This is a genomic window from Streptomyces sp. NPDC001450 (assembly GCF_053597295.1).
Genome location: NZ_JBSFHY010000052.1, coordinates 35,066 through 54,186 on the forward strand (window position 1 = coordinate 35,066; position 19,121 = coordinate 54,186).

The following is a 19,121-nucleotide window of genomic DNA, read 5'->3' on the forward strand; positions in this document are numbered from 1 at the left end:
CTGTGGTTGGTTGGTTCGCCGGCTGCCGGTCGTCCCGCGCGGGAGGCGGCCGGCCGACGGCGTGAAAGACTGCGATTCAGCGACCGCGGGTGTGCTCGGTCACGAACGTGTAGCCGTCGGGCAGTTCCCAGCCGTCCGCCTTGCCCAGCCTGCGGCAGTGCTCGCGGAAGGCGGCTCGCTGGGCCTCGCTCGGTGAGCGGCCGGGAAGCAGGCGACGCAGATGGCCGGGCACGTACTGCAGGCGCATCGGCTCGCCTGGCAGGCCCATGGATCCCCAGGGCCGGGTGACGCGCACTCGGGCGGGCCGGTATCCGATGAGCGGGATGCGCCGCTCCCCCGGCCGTGCCGGGAACTGCGGCTGACCAGTGGCATCACGGCTGCCGGTGGCCGGCGCGAGCAATCCCTCGGCAAGGAGTTCGGCTGCCGCGCAGTCGAGTGTTGCGGCCTGAGTCCGAGGCGGTCGCTGTCCGTAGACGGCAATGGGCAGGTTGGCCCGGTCGAGCAGGGCGTGGCCGTCCGGTGTCAGCAGCCCGCAGCGGCGCACCACGCGCATCACCAGTTGCCGGGGCGAAAGGCCCACGGCGGAGTCGCCGCTGCGGTCGCTCCCTGGCACATCTTCTCTAGTGAGTACGCGCGGGTCGTAACAGTGGCCTGTTGTGCGGTCGCCGACCCGCACCCGGTGGTCGAGTGGCATCGTCTTGATGCGGAGCACGTGCCTGCCCCTGGTCCAGTGGAGCTCGAGCACCAGGCCCGGGAAGAAGTCGGCGGGCCAGGCGATTCCCGTCAGACGGCCGGGACCGTCGCGCAGCTCCGCGACAGCGTGCTGAACGGCTTCGTTGTCCTCCAAGATGCCGCCGGGGTGGGCGAATTCGAGCCGCAGAGTGGGCCGGCAGCCGTACGTGTCTCGCAGTTCGTCGGTGACGAGTGGATGCAGGGGGAGGTAGGAATCGATGAGATGAGCCAGGCGCAAGGGCAGCCGCCAGACGACTTCAGCGCCACCACTGCGCATCAGCTGAGCCGGCCCGAGGTTCTCATCGTCCAAAAGCGGCGGGTCAACGGGCGCCAACTCCGGCTCCGGCTCCGGCTCCGGCTCCGGCTCCGGCTCCGGCTCCGGCTCCGGCTCCGGCTCCGGCTCCGGCTCCGGCTCCGGCGAGGATGCCGATGATGTCGTGGACGCCCATCCGCGGCCGGCCGGGATCATCGGATCGGTCGGCCCCTCCGCATCACCCGGGAAGCGGGAACGCCAGACGCCTCCCCCTTCGAAGGCATCGTCGAGTGTGACCCGGGTACCGTTCGCGAACAGGCCCTGCTCGCTGTCCCGCTGGACCACGTCCGCGAGAGTGACGTTCGCCCGGCACACCGCCGCCGCGTAGTCCACGCCCTTGAGCAGTTCTCCGGCTCCGGGGAATACACGCAGCCGAGGTCCGACGGCCGTATAGACAGTGACCGGTGCGGACAGTCCGTAGCGACGCCGCCCCGGTAACGCCGCGCGTTCCACCGCCGCCGCGAGGGTCCTGAGATCGTCGCCGCCGAGCGGACCGGTGCCGCGCCAGCAGGAGGCGAGAGACTCCCGCGCGATGGCGTACGGCCCCCACATGCGCAGCCGCTCGCTGGAGGCGAGCACCCGCCGCACCGTGTCGAGGAGTCGGAGCAGGCCCGCGCAAAGCTCGTCGTCGCCCTCGCCGTCCACCAGCGCTGTCAACGACACGGGGACAAAGGGACTGAGCAGCTGCGCCCGTGCCGTGGTCAGCAAGTACTCGGCATAGGCCTCAAGATCGGTGCGCCGGGCCGCTTCCCGGGACGGGTAGCAGGCGTCGACGAGAATGTGCCCGTCCTCGTTGATCCAGCGCTGATGGGTCCGCAACCGGCGCAGCTGGGCGGGTGACAAGCTCAGGCCGGGGCCGAAAGCGTGCGGATCGGGGACCAGGAGTTCACGACGGGCCGGGACATGGTCCCGACCCGTCCTGCCGGGCCCCTCGGCGCCCGCGGGTGCTCCGGACACCCAAGCCGGCACGTCGCCCAGTTCGTCGATGTCGGGATGGGCACCCTCTTTGTAGACGATCTCGGCGTAGAGCGGATCGGATCCCGTGGCGATGTGCACCATCGCCCCAACCGGGAGGGCCGGTGCACGCTCGCCGATGGTGACCGCGGGGAAGTCGTCCAGCCGCAGCGGGCTGCGGCCATACCCTTCGCCGCCGAGGTCATAGCCGAAGTAGACGGCGTTGAACGCGACGGCGGCGTGCACCGGCGCCTGGCGAACCGCCACAACAGCTTCCAGGTACCGCCGCAACCGCTGTCGTTCGCTTGCCGACACGGCGTCGTAATCCTCCGCCATCGCAGAGGTGAGCAGCGGATGTTCCCCGTAAGGATCCCCCACGTCTGCGATCAGGTCCCCCGAGCCTGTTCCTTCGGCTCCCGCTGGCCCGCCGGATGCCCCGACAGCCGTTGATACCTGTAATTCCCCACCCATGGCACCTCCAGCGCACCGCAGGTCGCTACCGCCCACCTGCGATGCCTTACGCAGGTTATGCCCGCCTCGATCTCTCCGACCATGCTTTGGTCATATTCGCGAAAGTCGCCGATTCACTCACTGGTGGGCGCCCCCGGTGAGCTTCCACACAACGCAACCTTTTGCTTGCGGCACGGGTCGACGCTCGAATCCCACTTTTCGCACCGCCGGAGTCCGAGCGCGTGGCTTGGGTCCCCGGCCGCATCCGCTTCGGACGGCTCGCTCAGCAGACCCTCTTCCACTCCTGGCACCGGTTGGCGGATGTTCCGGAGGACACGGGCGCCGTCCGCGTCGGCACCATGCACTCCGTCAAGGGCCTGGAGTTCCGCCGCGTCGCCGTCACTGGCGTCACCGACGGCGCCCTGTGTCGCCGGCCTCCTCGCCGCACCCCACCGTGGCTGCGCACCGTGGAAGCCGCCCGCGCCGAGATCGCGCGGCGCGAGGCACGTGCGGCGCGTGCTTCCGCTGTTTCGCGCGCCATTCGTCGCTTTCCTTGCTGGAGCCCGTGCTCGACAGTTCGCGGGGCCCATGCCGGCGCCGCCGCCGTTCTTGTTCGTCCGGAACCCGGGCATGTCCAGGTGGGCGTAGGACGCCTTCGCCGGGATGTGGTTGATCTCCTGGTCGACGGGGTTGATGCGGTCCTGATCGTCGTCCAGGATGTTCGCGGCTTCAGGCCGCTGTACCAACCGAGTTCTCCGTGCATCCCTTGGCGATCAGACCCTCGGGGTCCATCCGGACGTGCGGGTTGGCGACGTAGACGACCGGGTTGGGCGCGGGTCCCAGGCCGAGCGGGTCGGGGCGGGCATAGCTCGCGGTGTCGGGGTCGTAGTGGCGCTGGTAGTTGTAGTAGAAGCCGGTCTAAGACGTCATCTCATTTGGGGAGCCTGCGGTAGCAGATGAGGGTGCAGGCGATGCTGGTGAAGGCGAGGAAGTGGTCGGCCTTGCGTTCGTAGCGGCGATGAAGGCGGCGGCAGCCGGCGAGCCAGGACATGGTCCGTTCGATGGTCCAACGGTGTCGGCCGAGTCGTTGTGAGGTCTCAATGCCTTTGCGGGCGATGCGGTGCCGGATGCCTCGCTGCGACAGCCATTGCCGCAAGTGGCGGTAGTCGTAGCCCTTGTCGGCGTGAAGCTTGCCGGGCCTGCGCCGGCGAGGGCCCCGGCGAGACCGGATCGGCGGTATGCCTTTCACGAGCGGGACCAGGGCCTGGCTGTCGTGGACGTTGGCCCCTGAAATTCCGACGGACAGGGTCAGACCCGTCCGCTCGGTGATCAGGTGGATCTTCGAGCCGTACTTGCCCCGGTCGACAGGATTCGGGCCTGTCAGGTCCCCCTTTTCAGGGCCCGCATGTTCACCGACTCGATGGCGCGCCTCGACCAGTCCAGGTCGCCGCGGGAGCCGAGTTCGTCGAGGACCAGGCGGTGCAGCTTGGCCCACACCCTGGCCTTCGTCAACTCGGTGAACCTGCGGTGAGCCGTCGCCCCGGACGGCCCGAACGACGCTGCGGGGACCCAGCGTTCCACCTGGTCCTCGGTGACCCCGTCGCCCAGGGCGGTCGGTGCGCTGCGGCCGCGGGCTGCCGGGCGCATAGGGGGTCCGCGCCCCCAGGGATCCTGGACACGGTCTGCGGGTCGGGACACGCTGCACCTCCGCGGCGATGGGGCCGTGCTGGTTAGTACCCAGGGGCCTGCTCGGCTCACTTCCCCGGGCATGACGCGTCCACCGGTGAGGCCCTGACCTTCGCCGCGGGAACCGGCCGGCCCACTGCGTCGTCGATTACCGACGTGACTGAAGTGACCCCCACCCTGCCCGACGACCACAAAGAACTGATCTCCGACCTCTGCGGGATCGTCAGCGACTACCCCCACGGGAGCCCGCCTGCGACCCTCGGCCTGCTCGCCGACGACGCGGCGGACGCGCTCGACGGCATCGGCACCCCGCAGGGGCGCCGGGAACGGACCGGGTACACGATCCTGCTCCACACCACGTGCTGGTACGTCGCCGCACGCGTCTTCAGCAAGTCCCTCTTCGCGTCGTACACGCAAGCCCTGGAAGGGTTGCGGGCCACGCTCGACCCGGCGTCCTGCACCTGCCCGGCCGGAGCCCACCCTACGGACGTGGACGACGAGTACGGCGTCGAGGCCGGGGTGAGCATGCTGTCCGAGGCCGGCCGTGCCGTGTTCGCCGAGGAGTACGGGCTGGAGGGCGAGGAGCTGGCGGCGTTCGACTGCGAGGCGTTCCTCGCCGGCCTCGCCGACCGGGCCGCCGCCCGCATGCGCGAGGCCCACGAGGAGCTCTTCGGCAGTGTGGACGTCTCCCACCTCGACGCGCGGTTCCTCCGGGACGACGGCGGGATCGACATCGTCGCCCTGCAGGAGGCGATCCGGCGTTCCTGGGAGGACAACACCGGCCCCGTCGCGCTGTGGTCCGCCCGCCGCTGGCTGGCCGGGAAGGTGCGCGACGAGGAACGGATCGGCCTGTTCCTGTCCCTGTGGATGGGCATCGCCCAGACCTACGACGGCCTGCCTCCCTCCTACGCCCGCGACCTGGTCGCGGCCCTGGACACCATCGGCCCGGACGCCTCCTGCGAGCACCCCCGGCACCCCTGGTCGGCGACCACGCACGTGCAATCCCGGCATGAGGCGGTGGTGCATCTGTACGCTCCCGAGGACCACCCGGACACTCCCGTGCCCGCCAAGCTCTCGGCCCGCGAGCTGTGGGAATGCCCGGCGCACTACGCCGAGCTGGCACGCGGCGCGCGGGAGGTCGTCCAGCAGTGGCGTCACATGCGCGGCGGCGAGGAGGAGGACTGGTAGGTCCTGGTGCGGGCCGCCCCGCGGTCCCCGGCACTCACCCGCGTGGTCCGCACGAGTCGTGGTGATGCCGGGAGCGGCACAGGATCGGACGCGGTTCCCCGTGTTCCGCCGTCCCGCGTAGGAGACGTGCGCAGGATGACCACCGCCTCAGAACGACCGCCGACGCGGCAGGTGTCGCAGCGGTCTCCCAGTCCGTGTTCGACGGCTCCAGACTGCGGGTCGTCCTGCTGGTGGACGTCAACGACGGCGCCCAACAGCAGTTCCTGGAGGCCGGGTCCTCACCGGAGTGTGGCGTCTGGTACGGGTGCTGCTTCGGTTCGACGAGCAGCGCCGAATGGGCCGCTGACTGCGGTCTTCTCCTTGAGGTCGGTAGCCTCCCGGCGCGGGGATGGTTGAGCGGCTGGTGCCGGACGAGTGGTGGGAGCTGTTCCAGCGGGTGGTGCCGGAGGCGCCGTCGCGGCCTCAGGGCGGCGGCCGACGTCGCCACGGTGATCGTGAGGTGCTGGCGGCGATCGTGTTCGTAGCGACGGCGGGCTGCACGTGGCAGCAACTCCCCGCAGCGTCGTTCGGGCCGTCCGGGGCGACGGCTCACCGCAGGTTCACCGAGTGGACGAAGGCCAGGGTGTGGGCTCGCAGCGAGGCATCCGGCACCGCATCGCCCGCAAAGGCATTGAGACCTCACAACGACTCGGCCGACACCGTTGGACCATCGAACGGACCATGTCCTGGCTCGCCGGCTGCCGCCGCCTTCATCGCCGCTACGAACGCAAGGCCGACCACTTCCTCGCCTTCACCAGCATCGCCTGCACCCTCATCTGCTACCGCAGGCTCCCCAAACGAGATGACGTCTAAGTGTCGTCGTACTGGCCAGGAAAGCGCAGCGGGGTGTACGCCGTTGCGTCCCGGTTCCAGCCCGTGGCGCCCCAGTGCAGGTCCACCGTGTCGATCGTCGACTGCGCCCCCAGGTCCACCGACACCCAGCGATCCGCGTTCCAGTCGCTCGGCCAGCGGGTCAGGTCGCCCTTCACAGTGACGGAGTCGCCGGTGCCCGCCGTCTCGGCGTAAAGGGGGTCCAGTCCGTGCCGTTCTTCGAGACCTCCAGGACGTAGCGCTTGCCGTAGGCGGCCTCCCAGTCCAGGACGACCCGGTCGACGACGCGGATCCAGGCGTCGTCGGCGAAGTTGCTGGACCAGCGGGTGGCGCCGTTGCCGTCGACGGCGTGGTCGGGGGTGAGGCCGGAGTTCTCGTTGACGCAGGCGGTGACGGCGGCCGGGTTCACGGCGTAGGCGGCGGCCGCGCGGTCGGTGTACGAGGAGACGGCGGCCGCGGCGGCGTGGGCGGGGCGGCCAGGGGCGGGCCGGTGGACACGGGCTCCCGCACCCGTGTCCACCGGACGTCCGGGCCGTCGGGACCCCGGCTCAGGCGGCCCGCCGTGCCTGCCCGCGGTGGGCGCGGACGATGTCCGCGTACCGGTGTCCGCTGCCCTTGATCGTGCGTACCTGGGTGCGGTAGTCCACGTGCACGAGACCGAAGCGCTTGGCGTAGCCGTACGCCCACTCGAAGTTGTCCAGCAGCGACCAGGCGAAGTAGCCGGCGAGCGGGGCGCCCTTGCGGGCCGCCGAGGCGCAGGCGGCGAGGTGCCGCTCCAGGTAGTCCTGGCGCTCCGGGTCGTCGACGGTGCCGTAGGGGTGGACCACGTCCGGGAAGGCCGAGCCGTTCTCGGTGACGTAGATCTTCCGTGCGCCGTACTCCTCGGTGAGGCGCAGCAGCAGGGTCTCGATGCCGCTCGCGTCGATCTCCCAGTCCATGCCGGTGCGCGGGACGTCCGGGCGGCGTACGGAACGGACGCGGGGGGCCGGGCCGTGGGGGTCGTCGGCGACGTACGCCGGGAAGTAGTAGTTCAGGCCGAGCCAGTCCAGCGGGGCCGCGATGGTCTCCAGGTCGCCCGGCTGCTCGGGGAGTCCGACGCCGTACGTCTCGACCATGTCGGCCGGGAAGCCGCGGCCGTGCACCGGGTCGAGCCACCAGCGGTTCACATGGCCGTCGTGGCGGCGGGCGGCCGCCAGGTCCTCGGGGCGGTCGGTGACGGCGTGCACGGTGGAGAGGTTGTTGACGATGCCGACCTGCGTGTCGGGGGCTGCGGCGCGGATCGCCTGCGTGGCGAGGCCATGGCCGAGGAGCAGGTGGTAGGAGGCGCGTACGGCCGCGGTGAGGTCGGTCCAGCCGGGGGCCATCTTGCCCTCCAGGTGGCCGATCCAGGCCGAACAGGAGGGCTCGTTGAGGGTCGCCCACAACTTCACGCGGTCACCGAGGCGTTCGGCGACGGTCGAGGCGTACTCGGCGAAGGCGAAGGCGGTGGCCCGCTCCGGCCAGCCGCCGCGGTCCTGGAGCACCTGCGGCAGGTCCCAGTGGTACAGGGTGACGGACGGGGTGATGCCCGCCTCCAGCAGGGCGTCCACCAACTCGTCGTAGAAGGCCAGGCCCTTGGGGTTCGCCGGGCCGTCCCCGCCAGGCAGCACACGCGGCCATGCCACCGACAACCGGTAGGCGTTGACGCCGAGTCGCCGCATCAGGCCGAGGTCCTCGCGCCAGCGGTGGTAGTGGTCGCACGCGACGTCGCCGTTGTCGTCGTTCGCGATCTTCCCCGGGGTGTGCGAGAAGGTGTCCCAGATCGACGGTGAACGGCCGTCCTCGGCGACGGCCCCCTCGATCTGGTACGCCGCTGTGGCCGTGCCCCACAGGAAGTCGTGCGGGAGTGCGGCGAGGTCGATGCGTTCGGACACGGAAGTCCCTTCGGGATACAGGGTGTTGGTCACTTGACGGCGCCCGCCGTCAGACCGGCGACGAGATAGCGCTGCAGGAGGAGGAACCCGGCGACCACCGGCACGCTCACCACGAGCGAGGCGGCCATGATCTGGTTCCAGTACACGTCGTTGAGGGTGGAGTAGCCCTGGAGGCCGACGGCGAGGGTGCGGGTGGTGTCGTTGGTCATGACGGACGCGAAGAGCACCTCTCCCCACGCGGTCATGAAGGCGTACACGGCGACGGCGACGATGCCGGGGATCGCGGCCGGCACGACGATCCTGAGCAGCGCGCCGAGCGGGCCGCATCCGTCCACCAGCGCCGCCTCGTCCAGGTCGCGCGGCACCGAGTCGAAGTAGCCGATCAGCATCCAGATCGAGAACGGGAGGGAGAAGGTGAGGTACGTCAGGATCAGGCCGCCGCGGGAGCCGAACAGGGCGATGCCGGTGGCGTTGCCGATGTTGACGTAGATGAGGAAGAGCGGGAGGAGGAAGAGGATGCCGGGAAACATCTGCGTCGACAGCACGGTCACCGTGAAGACCCGCTTGCCGCGGAATTCGTAACGGCTGACGGCGTAGGCGGCGAACACCGCGATGACCACCGAGCAGATGGTCGCCGCGCCCGCCACGATCAGCGAGTTCACGAAGTACTTGGCGAGCGGGACCGTCGACCAGATGTCGATGTAGGGGCGGATGGTCAGCCCGCTGGGCAGCCAGCGGAACTTGCCCGTGACGTCCGCGAGCGGCTTCAGCGAGCTGGAGACCATCACGTACACCGGCAGCAGCACGAAGCCGGTGAGCAGGGTGAGGAAGATCCGCCGGGACCACAGGAACGAACGGGGCGGCGCCATCGGGTAGCTGGGATCAGACATCGGCGGCCCTCCGTCCGCGCGCGGTGAACAGGAGGTACAGGCCGGTCACGACCAGAAGGAACAGCAGGAGCAGGACGGACATGGCGGATCCGGTGCCGAAGTTCCAGGTGACGAAGGACGCCTGGTAGATGTGGACCGAGATGAGGTCGGCGGCCTCGGGGGCGGCCTTGCCGAACATCACGTACGGCGTGTTGAAGTCGTTGAACGTCCAGAGGAACAGGACCAGGACCAGCACCTGGTTGACCGGGCGCAGGGACGGAAGGGTGATGCGGCGGATCTGCTGCCACATCCCGGCGCCGTCCAGCGCGGCCGCCTCGTACAGCTCGCGCGGGATGTTCTGCAGCCCGGCCATCACGATGAGGAAGGCGAACGGCCAGCCCTTCCACACGGACACGGTCAGCAGGGCGTAGAAGCTGTTGTCGCCGATGAGCCAGAAGGAGGGTTTGTCGGTGAGGTGCAGCTGGTCGTGCAGGACGTGGTTCACCAGGCCGTTGTCGTGCTGGAACATGAACACCCAGGTGATGACGGCCGCGTAGACGGGCAGGGCGTACGGCACCAGGAACAGGGCGCGCAGCAGACCGCGGCCGCGGAAGGTGTCCTGCATGAAGATCGCGGCGGCGGTGCCGATCAGCCAGCACAGGCCGACCGACAGCAGGGTGAAGCCGACGGTGACGAGGAACGAGTGCAGCAGCGCCTCGCCGACGGGCGCGTCGAAGTCCACCGACAGCCTGTAGTTGCCGAGGCCGGACCAGGGGGCGGTCCCCCAGTCGCGGATGTAGAACTGGGTGAGTTCCTTGAAGCTCATCACGATGCCGATGACCATCGGCACCAGATGGACGAGGAGTTCGAGGAGCAGGGCGGGCAGGAGCAGCAGGTACGGCAGTCCGATGCGGCGGATCCGCCCGGCGCGGCGGCGGTTTTCGCGCGCCGCGCCGGGGGAGGTCTCGCGCACCGGCTCCTTCAGAGCGGTGGTGGTCATCGTGTTCGGGCCGCCGGCATCTGCTGCTGGGCCTTCTCCAGCTTGGCCTTGACGGAGTCGGTGGTCACCGCGCGTCCGGCGGCGGCGTCGGCGAACAGCTCCTTGACAGCCGTACCGACCGTCGTCTCGAACTGCGACTCGGCGGCGACCTGCGGCAGCGCGGCAGCGCTGGTGGCGAGGGTGTTCTTCAGCACCGCGGTGGCCGGGGAGTTGAACGCCGAGTCCTGCTGGGCGGCCTTGACCGGCGGAACGGTGCTGTAGGCCGTGTTGAGGGTCTTCTGCTCGGCGTCGCTGGTCATGAACTTCACGAACTTCGTGGCGCCGTCCAGGTTGTGGCTGTTCTTGAAGACCGCGATGTTGATGCCGGCGACCATCGAGTTGGTCTGGGCGCCGGCGCCGGGGGTGCCGGACTGCACGGGCACGGGGGCGATGCCGTAGGCGTCCTCGCTCATGCCCTGGGACTTGAGGTTGGCGGAGGCGGACTGCCACAGCAGCATGGCCTGCTTGCCCTTGGCGAAGTCGCTGACGGACTGGTTCTGCGCGTACTCGGCGTCGCCGGTCGGGATGACCTTGTCCTGGGCCATCAGGTCGACGTACTGCTTGACCGCGTCGACCACCTTGGGATTGGTGAAGTCCGGCTGGCCGTCGGCGGTGAAGAAGTCGGCGCCGTGCTGCTTGGCGAAGACGAAGACGTGGTGGATGTTCTCCGACACGTTCGAGCCCTCGGCGCCGAGGACCGACTTGCCCTTCGCCTTGATCTTCTTGCCGTCGGCGATCAGCTCGTCCCAGGTGGCCGGGGGCTTGGAGATGCCGGCGTCGGCGAAGATCTGCTTGTTGTAGTAGAGCGCGTACGCCATCGAGTACAGCGGTACGGCGGCCGGGTCCTTGCCCTGGGCGCCCGTCGACCCGAGCGCGGAGTCCACGAACCGGTCCTTGCCGCCGATCTTGCCGAAGTTCTTGGCGTCCCACGGCAGCAGTGCGCCGGTCGCCTGCAGGGAGGCGCTCCAGGTGTTGCCGATGTTCAGCACGTCCGGGCCCTGACCGGACGTGGTCGCCGTCAGGATCCGGTTGAGCAGATCGGACCAGGGCACGACCTCCAGCTTCACCTTGATCCCGGTCTGCTTCTCGAACTTGTCGAGTTCGGGCTGGAGGACCTTCTTGTCGACGGCGATGCTGGCGCCCTGGTTGGAGGCCCAGTAGGTCAGCGTCTTCGGCGAGTCGCCGGACCCGCTGCCGCTGGACGAACCGCCTCCGCAGGCCGTAGCCGCGAGGGCGAGAGACATGGTGACGGCGCCTACGGCCGCGGCTCGGATGCTGCGCATGGCTCCTGGTGTCCCTTTCCGGGGGTCGAGAACCCCGAGGGGCTGCTCGCAAAAGCCGACACCCGTTCGACCCTCGAAGCCCCTCATGGCTTAATTTAGGATGTGAGTTAAACCTCAAGAGAATCGCCCGTCAAGGGATCCGGCAACGGCATCCGCTCCGGCGGGCCACAAATGTGCGCGGACCAGGGAGGTCGGGTGGCAGGGCTGGGCGGCCGTACGGTGCGTGACCTGCGGCGGGAGAGCCGCAGCGCCGTTCTGCAACGGTTGTATTTCGACGGCCCGATGAGCCGGCACGCCCTCGGCCCGGCGACCGGGCTGAGTTCGGGCTCCGTCAGCAACGTCGTGGCCGAACTCCTTGCCGACGGCCTGGTGGAGGAGGCGGGCAGCGTCGGCTCCGACGCCGGCCGCCCGCGACGACTGCTGCGGATACGGCCGGACAGCGGCCGGCTCATCGGGGTCGACGTGGGCGAGACCCGGGTACGCGTGGAGCTTTTCGACCTCGGACTGCGCGAACTCGCCCGTGCGGAAAGCCCGTTGGGTCCACGCGGGTACGACGTCGACGCCGTGGTCGGGCATGTGCACGAGGGCATCGCCGAAGTGTCCCGCACGGCCGCGCTCGCCCCCGACGACCTCCTCGGCGTCGGCATCGGCGTGCCCGGCATCATCGAGGACGCCGGCGAGGAGGGCGCCGTCGTCCACGGCCAGACGATCGGCTGGGACGCGCTACCCCTGGAGCGACTCCTCCGCCTGACCGGCCAACTCCCACCCCACATCCCGTACTTCATCGACAACGGCGCCAAGACCCTGGGTCAGGCCGAGATGTGGTTCGGCGCGGGTCGCGGCGCCCGCAACGCCGTGGTCGTCCTCTTCGGCTCCGGAGTCGGCGCCTGCGTGGTCACGGAGGAAGCAGCCCAAGGACGGGCGGTGGAGTGGGGACATCTGACGGTGCGGGTCGGTGGACGCCGATGCCGGTGCGGTGCCCGGGGTTGCCTGGAGGCGTACGCGGGCGCGGAGGCGCTGGTGGCACGCTGGCGGGAGGCGGGCGGGCAACCGTCGTCCGGGGCAGGCGAGGAGAGGGCCCTGACCGAACTGCTCGCCGCGGCCCGCCCCTCGAACGACCGCGAGTCCGACCCGGTGGCGGCGGCCGTCCTGGCCGAGACAGCCGAGTACCTGGGCGCCGGTCTGTCCGACCTGATCAACCTCTTCCAGCCCGAACGCATCCTGATCGGCGGCTGGGCGGGCCTCCAGCTGGGCGGCGCCTTCCTGGACGAGGTCCGCGCCCACGCCCTCGCGCAAGCCCTCCGCTTCCCCGCGGGCCGGGTCGGCATCGAACTGGGCCGGCTCGGACCGGACGCGGTCACCGTGGGGGCGGCGGTCCTTCCGCTGGCGGCGTTCTTCGCGCGGGGCGGGCAACGGCCGAGGCCCGCGGCGCGGCCGGTGAAGGCACCGGCCTGGCGGGCGGCGGTGGACGGACGGCTGGCGTGAGAGGTCCGTCGGCACATGTCCGAGCCGGCACTGCCCGGGCAGCCGCCGGTCCGGGCTCGTGTGCCTGCCGGGCAGGTGGCGCACCCCGGCCGGCACTGGTACGGAGCCCGTCGGCGACGGCCGAGCGCGCCGGCCATGAGCCTGTTGCCCGCATGCCCTCCGCCCGGCTCGGTGTGCACGCCCGGGGGCGTCCGTCACGGGACCTCGGGCCGGAAGTCCCGCAGCAGATCCCCGCCCGGCTGGACGACTCCGTAGGTGTCGGCCGGTACCTCGTTCCAGGCGCCGGGCAGTTCACCCAGTGGTTCCGACACCACCAGGCGGGTCTCGTCCGAGACGTCCCGCAGGAAAGCGGCGTCGGGGTGCAGCGCCCGCAGGTCGTCCACCCTGCTGCTGTAGTACAGCGACCTCGGCGTGCCCTCGCTGGCGTACCGGAAGGCCAGGACCCGCTCCCCGTCGGCCACCGCGACCGTCATCTGCACAGGGGACGGCACCCCGTGCTCCCGTCCGACTCGCTCGACGAAGCCGGTCATACGGGCGACACCACCGACCGGATCTTCGTCCAGCCCGAACGTCAGCGCCAGATAGAACATCACCTCGGAGTCCGTGGTGCCCTCGATCGAAGGGAAGAGCGCCGGGTCGACGGCGAGCACGAGAGACCGGCGGAGTTCATGGAATCCGGCGATCGAGCCGTTGTGCATCCACATCCAGCGACCGTGGCGGAACGGGTGGCAGTTGGTCTGCTGTACCGCCGTACCGGTGGAGGCTCGGATGTGGGCGAAGAACAGGGGCGAGCGGACATGCTCCGCGATCTCCCGGAGGTTGCGGTTGTTCCAGGCCGGTCCGATGTCGTGGATCACGGCCGGGGCGGCGCGGGAGTGCTCCGCGTACCAGCCGATGCCGAAGCCGTCGCCGTTGGTGGTCTCGACGCCCATCCGCGCGTGCAGGCTCTGGTCGATCAGCGAGTGTTGCGGGCGGTACAGGACCTCGTCGAGTACGAGGGGCGTTCCCGAGTAGGCAAGCCAACGGCACATGGCTCACGCCCCCCGTACGGGGTCCCGAGCGGCACGGCCACTCGCGCCCCTTCTGTCCTCGGTCATGCTGTCCTCGGTCATGTCGCCTCACGCCTTCCGGGCCACGGACCAGCGGTGTCCGTCTTCCACCTCATCCGGCTCCCCGGGTGAGCGCATCGCCCGGCAAGGGTGATTTCCCGGCCGGCCGAGGGCGGCCCGGGGACCGAGGAACCATCACTGGCGTCCTCGGTCCCCGGGCGACCCGTCGTTGCGCCGCCGACGTCGTGGGTCGGCAGACGGCCGCGGGGTGCGACGTGCGTGCCGGTGCTGCCACCGCACTCCGGGCAGGGCTACCGAGCCGGTGCCGGCTGCTGCGCCGGCGCGTAACCCGCCGGGCGGGTGGTGAACGTGCCCCGCCCCTGGGTCCGGCTGCGCAGCCGAGTCGCGTAGCCGAACAGCTCGGCCAGCGGCACAGTCGCGGTCAGCACCGCCGAGCCGCCCCGGCTCTCGGACCCGTTGACCCGGCCACGCCGCGCGGCCAGGTCACCGAGCACCCCGCCGACCGCGTCCTGCGGCACCGTGACCGTGACCTCGGCCACCGGTTCCAGCAGGGCCAACGCACAGACGCGCAGCGCCTCGCGCAGTCCCAGCCGCCCGGCGGTGCGGAAGGCCATCTCGGAGGAGTCCTTCACATGGGTGGAGCCGTCGGTCAGCGTGACCCGCAGCCCGGTCACCGGGTGCCCGCCGAGCGGCCCCTCGGCGAGGGCGTCCCGGCAGCCGACCTCCACCGCCCGCACGTACTCCTGCGGCACCCGCCCGCCGACCACGACGGACCGGAACTCGAAGCCCGTGGCTCCGACTTCGGCCCCGAGCGGTTCGACATCGAACACGACATGCGCGAACTGCCCGGCCCCGCCGTCCTGTTTGACGTGCCGGTGGACAAGACCGCTCACCCCGCGCACGACGGTCTCCCGATGCGCGACCCGCGGACGCCCCACGACAACCTCCGGTCCACCGTCACGGCGGATCTTCTCCACCGCGACCTCCAGGTGCAGTTCGCCCATCCCGGACAGCACGGTCTGCCCGGTCTCGTCGTCGGTGCGCGCCGCCAGCGAGGGGTCCTCCTCCGCCAGCCGCGCGAGCGCGGTCGCCAGCCGCCCGGTGTCGGTGCTGCGGCGCGCCTCGACGGCGACGGACACCACCGGCTCGGCGACCACAGGCGGCTCCAGGAGCAGCGGGGCGCCGGGATCGCAGAGGGTCGAGCCGGCCCGCGCCGACTTCAGGCCCGCGAGCGCGACGATGTCACCGGCGACCGCCCGGTCCAGCTGGACGTGCCGGTCCGCCATGACCCGCAGGATCCGCGCCACCCGCTCGGTGCGCCCCGTGCCGGGGTCCCACACGGTTTCTCCCTTCTCGATCGTGCCCGAGTAGACGCGCACACAGGTCAGGCGCCCGATGCCGCCCGCGTTCACCTTGAACGCGAGGGCAGCGAACGGTGCTTCGGGGTCGGCGGAACGCCGCTGTTCGGTGTCGCCGTGGACACCGCGTACGGCGGGCACGTCCAGCGGCGACGGCAGGTAGGCCACCACCGCGTCCAGCAGCGGTTCGATGCCACGGTTGCGGTAGGCGGAGCCGCACAGCACGACCACGCCGTCGCCGGTGCGGGTGAGGTCCCGGAGGGCGGCGACCAGGGTCGGCTCGGACAGAGCGGACTGGGCGCAGAACTCCTCCAGCGCGGCCGGATGCAGCTCGGCCACCGCCTCCTCCAGCACCCGGCGCCGCCGCAGGGCCTCCTCCGCCAGTGTCTCGGGAACCGGCCCCTCCACCGCCGTACCGCCACCGCCGTCCCAGAGCAGGGAACGCATGCGCACCAGGTCGACCACGCCGGTGAAGCCGTCCTCGGCCCCGATCGGCAACTGGACGACGAGCGGGGCAGGATGCAGCCGCTCCCGGATCGAGTCGACGGCCCGGTCGAGGTCGGCGCCCGCGCGGTCCAGCTTGTTGACGAAGGCGATCCTCGGCACGCCGTGCCGGTCGGCCTGCCGCCACACCGACTCGCTCTGCGGCTCGACGCCGGCGACCGCGTCGAAGACGGCGATCGCCCCGTCGAGGACGCGCAGCGAACGTTCGACCTCGTCGGCGAAGTCGACGTGACCCGGGGTGTCGATGAGGTTGATGCGGTGGCCGTCCCAGCCGCAGCTGACGGCGGCGGCGAAGATGGTGATGCCGCGGTCGCGTTCCTGGGGGTCGAAGTCGGTGACGGTGGTGCCGTCGTGGACCTCGCCGCGCTTGTGGGTGGTCCCCGTCGCGTACAGGAAGCGCTCGGTGACGGTGGTCTTGCCGGCGTCGACGTGGGCGAGGATGCCGAGGTTGCGGACGGTGGCGAGGGTGCTGAGGTTGGTACGCACGGCCCATGGCCTTTCTGAGGATCAGGAAAAGGGGCAGCGCGATTTCCCGTGCGGAGGCGCAGAGGGACCCGGCTCGGACACCCGCCGCCCGGCAGGTGTGAGCTGTGTGGTGCGAGCTGGGAGTGAACCGGGTCAGAGCGTCGTCACGGGCATCCGGTGCCGGCCGCGCAGCGGGCACCGGACGGACGAGGACACCAGGATCACCTCGGACCGTGACGGGGGGACGACGACGGCGGTACGGTCACGCACGGCCCGGCTCCCCTCGGTGTCAGTGGTCACGAAACGCGCGGCCGAGATGTGTCAACGCCGCGCGATGCAGGGTGAGTCTAGGGAAAGCGATCAGGAACCGAGTACCGATTTTTCACGCGCCGATCGGTCCCAGCGCCCGGGCGAGCCGTCGCAGCCACTCCTGCGCCGTGCCCCGCACCCACGGGTACCTCTCCCGGAACCCGGCCCAGTCCACGTCCCAGCGCTCCACCGCGCCCGGGCGGAGAGCGTCCGCCTCCCCGCACGCCGCACGCCGGAAGACCGACCTCAGTAGACGCGGCGCAAGGGACGCCCCCTCCCCCTCGGCGAGGAGCACCGCGTCGTACAGATCCTTGCCCTGCGCCCGGCCGTCGTCCCGGCTGTCGGTGTACAGCCACAGCAGCTTCCAGGCCAGGGACAGCTCCCGGCTCGCGGTCCGCACCGCGGTGGGCGCTCCCCCGTCGCCGCGCGGTATCAGGGTCCACACCGGGGACTCGGGAAGCAGTTCGTCGCGGGCGAAGTCCAGCCGTACCTCGCCCGCGGGCGCCCCTTCTCTCTGCCAGGGGACGAGCAGCCGCACCCCTGGTGTGTCGTACTCCGTGTACGTCCACGTGCCGTCCACGCGCGCCTTCTCCGCGTCGAGGAAGACACCCGGGGCCGCCCAGGGCCGCTGCGCCACGCGTTCGAGCAGGTCCAGGTACGGGGGGCCGGACTCCACGAGGTCCTCGTCCGGCAGCCAGTGCAGGCCCTCGGGTGGCAGGACGGGCCGCTGTCCGGCGGTGTCGAACTCCTCGTACGTCCACATCTCGTACCGTGCCGCGCCGTCGGCGGCCTCCGGCCACTGCTGCACCGTGTCGAGCGCGTCGACGTACGGATACGGGTCCAGCGCATCGACCCCGGCGGCGTGCTCCAGGACCACCCAGTCGAGATCGGCGGGCTCGCGCGCCGCGGCTCCCACCCAGGCCTGCATGACCATGCTTCCGCGCAGGACCAGGCTTCCGCTCCAGGGAGCGTCCGCGATCAGATCCAGCACATGATCCAGAGCCGCACGCCGGCTCACCGACTCGTCGCCTCGTTCCCCGTTCACGGGGCAGACCGTAGCGTCCGCCACTGACAACGGTGGGTGAGGAGAGCACCCCACGGCGCGTGGACTTCGCCACAATTCACTCCCTTAAGGAGGGATGAATGCGTAAAAGTAGTTCTTTGAATCTGGTTGCCCTCCTCCGGTAACCAGTTCCAGGGAATCAACGACCAGTGGCATGGGAGAAGCGTTTGATCACGGTACGTAAGCGACGCACCGGGCAGATGGCTACGGCCGGCGTACTCGGCGGCGTACTCGCACTCACGGTGCTCGGCGGTACCAGCAACGCTGCCACCGGCGACAACAACCCCGGTACCCCCCAGAAATCGCAGGCGCCGGCAGATCAGACGGGCGCCCAGGACGCTTCCGACGCCCGAATAGAGATCACGTCCGGGGAAGGTGCCTACAACGTCGGGATCAACGACCCCGTCAAGGTCACCGTCAGCGACGGCCAGCTCACCAAGGTGACCATGACCGCTACCGCGACCGGTGCCGAGGTTCCGGGCACCGTGTCCGCGGACGGCACGTCCTGGAAGCCGAACGGCCCGCTGGCGCCGGCTACCCGATATCAGGTCGCCGCAGACGCCGTGGACGCCAAGAAGCGCCCCGTCAGCGGGAACGCCACGATCACCACGGTCTCCCCGGCCAACGACTTCATCGGGCACCTCTCCCCCGAGAACGGCTCGACCGTCGGCGTGGGCATGCCGGTGACGGTCAACTTCGGCACGGCGATCAGCAACAAGGCCGCCGTGGAGTCGGAGATCCAGGTCAGCTCCAGCAGCGGCCAGCAGGTCGTCGGTCACTGGCTCAGCGACAACCGCCTGGACTTCCGCCCCGAGAACTACTGGAAGCCCGGTTCCACCGTCACCGTCAAGCTCACCCGTCAGGGCATCCAGAAGACGGTCACGTTCAAGATCGGCCGGAGCCAGATCAGCACTGTCGACGCCAAGACGAAACAGATGACCGTCGTACGGGACGGCAAGACGATCAAGACCATTCCGATCTCGTCCGGCAGCCCCGAGCACCCGACGTACAACGGTCAGATGGTCATCTCCGAGAAGTTCAGGCACGTCCATATGAACGGTTCGACCGTCGGCCTCACGGAGAAGGACGGCAAGCCCTCGTACGACATCAAGGCCGTACCGCACGCCATGCGTCTGACCGACTCGGGCACGTTCATCCACGGCAACTACTGGGGTGCCGACTCGGTCTTCGGCAAGGTCAACACCAGCCACGGCTGCGTGGGCCTGAAGGACATCAGGGGCGGCGGCAACGACAAGCTGCCCGCCGCATGGTTCTTCGACAACTCGCTGATCGGCGACGTCGTGATCGTCAAGAACTCCCAGGACAAGGCCACGGTGGCCCCGGGCAACGGCCTCGGCGACTGGAACATGCCGTGGACCGAGTGGGTCTCGGGCAGCGCGACCGGCTGACGCCGCAGCGCTCCACGCACGGAACCTGCATCACTTCCGCCAGGCGGCGGCCGACACCATGTCGGCACCACGGAAAGGACGGCGAGCGTGCGGATGAAGCGGCGCGAACAGGGCAGAGCGGGCTCAGTGCCGGATGTCCAGGGTCCTCGCCCATGCATGGC

At 70.2% G+C, this 19,121-nt stretch carries 12 protein-coding genes and 5 pseudogenes; 5 read left to right on the forward strand and 12 right to left on the reverse strand.

Annotated elements, in window-relative coordinates; genetic code table 11:
* Positions 1 to 76: 76 nt before the first annotated feature.
* The 4 genes and pseudogenes from ACWC5O_RS39595 to ACWC5O_RS39610 form a co-directional block, all read right to left on the reverse strand.
* Complete coding sequence (locus tag ACWC5O_RS39595; RefSeq protein ID WP_450781188.1) at positions 77 to 2,506, reverse strand: hypothetical protein; 2,430 nt, start codon at positions 2,504 to 2,506, stop codon at positions 77 to 79.
* A 77-nt stretch (positions 2,507 to 2,583) separates the two neighbouring features.
* Complete coding sequence (locus ACWC5O_RS39600) at positions 2,584 to 3,195, reverse strand: hypothetical protein (protein WP_450781190.1); 612 nt, start codon at positions 3,193 to 3,195, stop codon at positions 2,584 to 2,586.
* Positions 3,179 to 3,355 (reverse strand): annotated as a pseudogene (locus ACWC5O_RS39605) (RHS repeat-associated core domain-containing protein); the annotation flags it as partial. The gene ACWC5O_RS39600 and the pseudogene ACWC5O_RS39605, both read right to left, overlap by 17 nt.
* 25 nt (positions 3,356 to 3,380) lie before the next feature.
* Positions 3,381 to 4,003: pseudogene (locus ACWC5O_RS39610) on the reverse strand (IS5 family transposase); the annotation flags it as partial.
* Between the two features lie 288 nt (positions 4,004 to 4,291).
* Here ACWC5O_RS39610 and ACWC5O_RS39615 point away from each other — a divergent pair.
* The 3 genes and pseudogenes from ACWC5O_RS39615 (at position 4,292) to ACWC5O_RS39625 (ending at position 6,175) form a co-directional block, all read left to right on the forward strand.
* On the forward strand, positions 4,292 to 5,323 hold the full coding sequence (locus ACWC5O_RS39615) for a hypothetical protein (RefSeq protein WP_450592520.1): 1,032 nt from the start codon (positions 4,292 to 4,294) through the stop codon (positions 5,321 to 5,323).
* 135 nt (positions 5,324 to 5,458) lie between these two features.
* Positions 5,459 to 5,595: pseudogene (locus ACWC5O_RS39620) on the forward strand (TcmI family type II polyketide cyclase); the annotation flags it as partial.
* A 116-nt stretch (positions 5,596 to 5,711) separates the two neighbouring features.
* A pseudogene (locus ACWC5O_RS39625) lies at positions 5,712 to 6,175 on the forward strand (transposase).
* Positions 6,176 to 6,177: 2 nt separating this feature from the next.
* Here the strand turns inward: ACWC5O_RS39625 and ACWC5O_RS39630 are convergent.
* The 5 genes and pseudogenes from ACWC5O_RS39630 to ACWC5O_RS39650 all read right to left on the reverse strand — a co-directional run.
* A pseudogene (locus ACWC5O_RS39630) lies at positions 6,178 to 6,665 on the reverse strand (discoidin domain-containing protein); the annotation flags it as partial.
* Between the two features lie 76 nt (positions 6,666 to 6,741).
* Positions 6,742 to 8,106, reverse strand: a complete 1,365-nt coding sequence (locus ACWC5O_RS39635; RefSeq protein WP_450583192.1) for a GH1 family beta-glucosidase — start codon at positions 8,104 to 8,106, stop codon at positions 6,742 to 6,744.
* A 29-nt stretch (positions 8,107 to 8,135) separates the two neighbouring features.
* Positions 8,136 to 8,975 (reverse strand): carbohydrate ABC transporter permease, encoded by an 840-nt coding sequence (locus ACWC5O_RS39640; protein ID WP_393484755.1) that lies wholly within the window; start codon positions 8,973 to 8,975, stop codon positions 8,136 to 8,138.
* Positions 8,976 to 8,988: 13 nt separating this feature from the next.
* Positions 8,989 to 9,975, reverse strand: a complete 987-nt coding sequence (locus ACWC5O_RS39645; RefSeq protein WP_450583190.1) for a carbohydrate ABC transporter permease — start codon at positions 9,973 to 9,975, stop codon at positions 8,989 to 8,991.
* Complete coding sequence (locus ACWC5O_RS39650; protein WP_450583188.1) at positions 9,972 to 11,297, reverse strand: ABC transporter substrate-binding protein; 1,326 nt, start codon at positions 11,295 to 11,297, stop codon at positions 9,972 to 9,974. The genes ACWC5O_RS39645 and ACWC5O_RS39650 overlap by 4 nt, the downstream gene beginning before the upstream one ends.
* A gap of 195 nt (positions 11,298 to 11,492) precedes the next feature.
* Here ACWC5O_RS39650 and ACWC5O_RS39655 point away from each other — a divergent pair, with 195 nt between their 5' ends.
* Positions 11,493 to 12,782, forward strand: coding sequence for an ROK family transcriptional regulator (locus ACWC5O_RS39655; RefSeq protein WP_450583186.1), 1,290 nt, complete (start codon positions 11,493 to 11,495; stop codon positions 12,780 to 12,782).
* Between the two features lie 194 nt (positions 12,783 to 12,976).
* Here the strand turns inward: ACWC5O_RS39655 and ACWC5O_RS39660 are convergent, their stop codons facing one another.
* From ACWC5O_RS39660 to ACWC5O_RS39670, 3 genes are all read right to left on the reverse strand, one after another.
* Positions 12,977 to 13,813, reverse strand: a complete 837-nt coding sequence (locus tag ACWC5O_RS39660) for a class II glutamine amidotransferase (RefSeq protein ID WP_450583185.1) — start codon at positions 13,811 to 13,813, stop codon at positions 12,977 to 12,979.
* A 329-nt stretch (positions 13,814 to 14,142) separates the two neighbouring features.
* The gene (fusA, locus tag ACWC5O_RS39665) at positions 14,143 to 16,200 is read right to left on the reverse strand and encodes an elongation factor G (protein ID WP_450583184.1); all 2,058 of its coding nucleotides are present in this window, start codon (positions 16,198 to 16,200) and stop codon (positions 14,143 to 14,145) included.
* Between the two features lie 361 nt (positions 16,201 to 16,561).
* Positions 16,562 to 17,533 carry a nucleotidyl transferase AbiEii/AbiGii toxin family protein gene (locus ACWC5O_RS39670; RefSeq protein WP_450583183.1) on the reverse strand — a complete coding sequence of 324 codons (972 nt, stop codon included), beginning with the start codon at positions 17,531 to 17,533 and terminating at the stop codon, positions 16,562 to 16,564.
* A gap of 218 nt (positions 17,534 to 17,751) precedes the next feature.
* Here ACWC5O_RS39670 and ACWC5O_RS39675 point away from each other — a divergent pair, with 218 nt between their 5' ends.
* Complete coding sequence (locus tag ACWC5O_RS39675; protein WP_450583210.1) at positions 17,752 to 18,960, forward strand: Ig-like domain-containing protein; 1,209 nt, start codon at positions 17,752 to 17,754, stop codon at positions 18,958 to 18,960.
* The last annotated feature ends 161 nt before the right edge of the window (positions 18,961 to 19,121 follow it).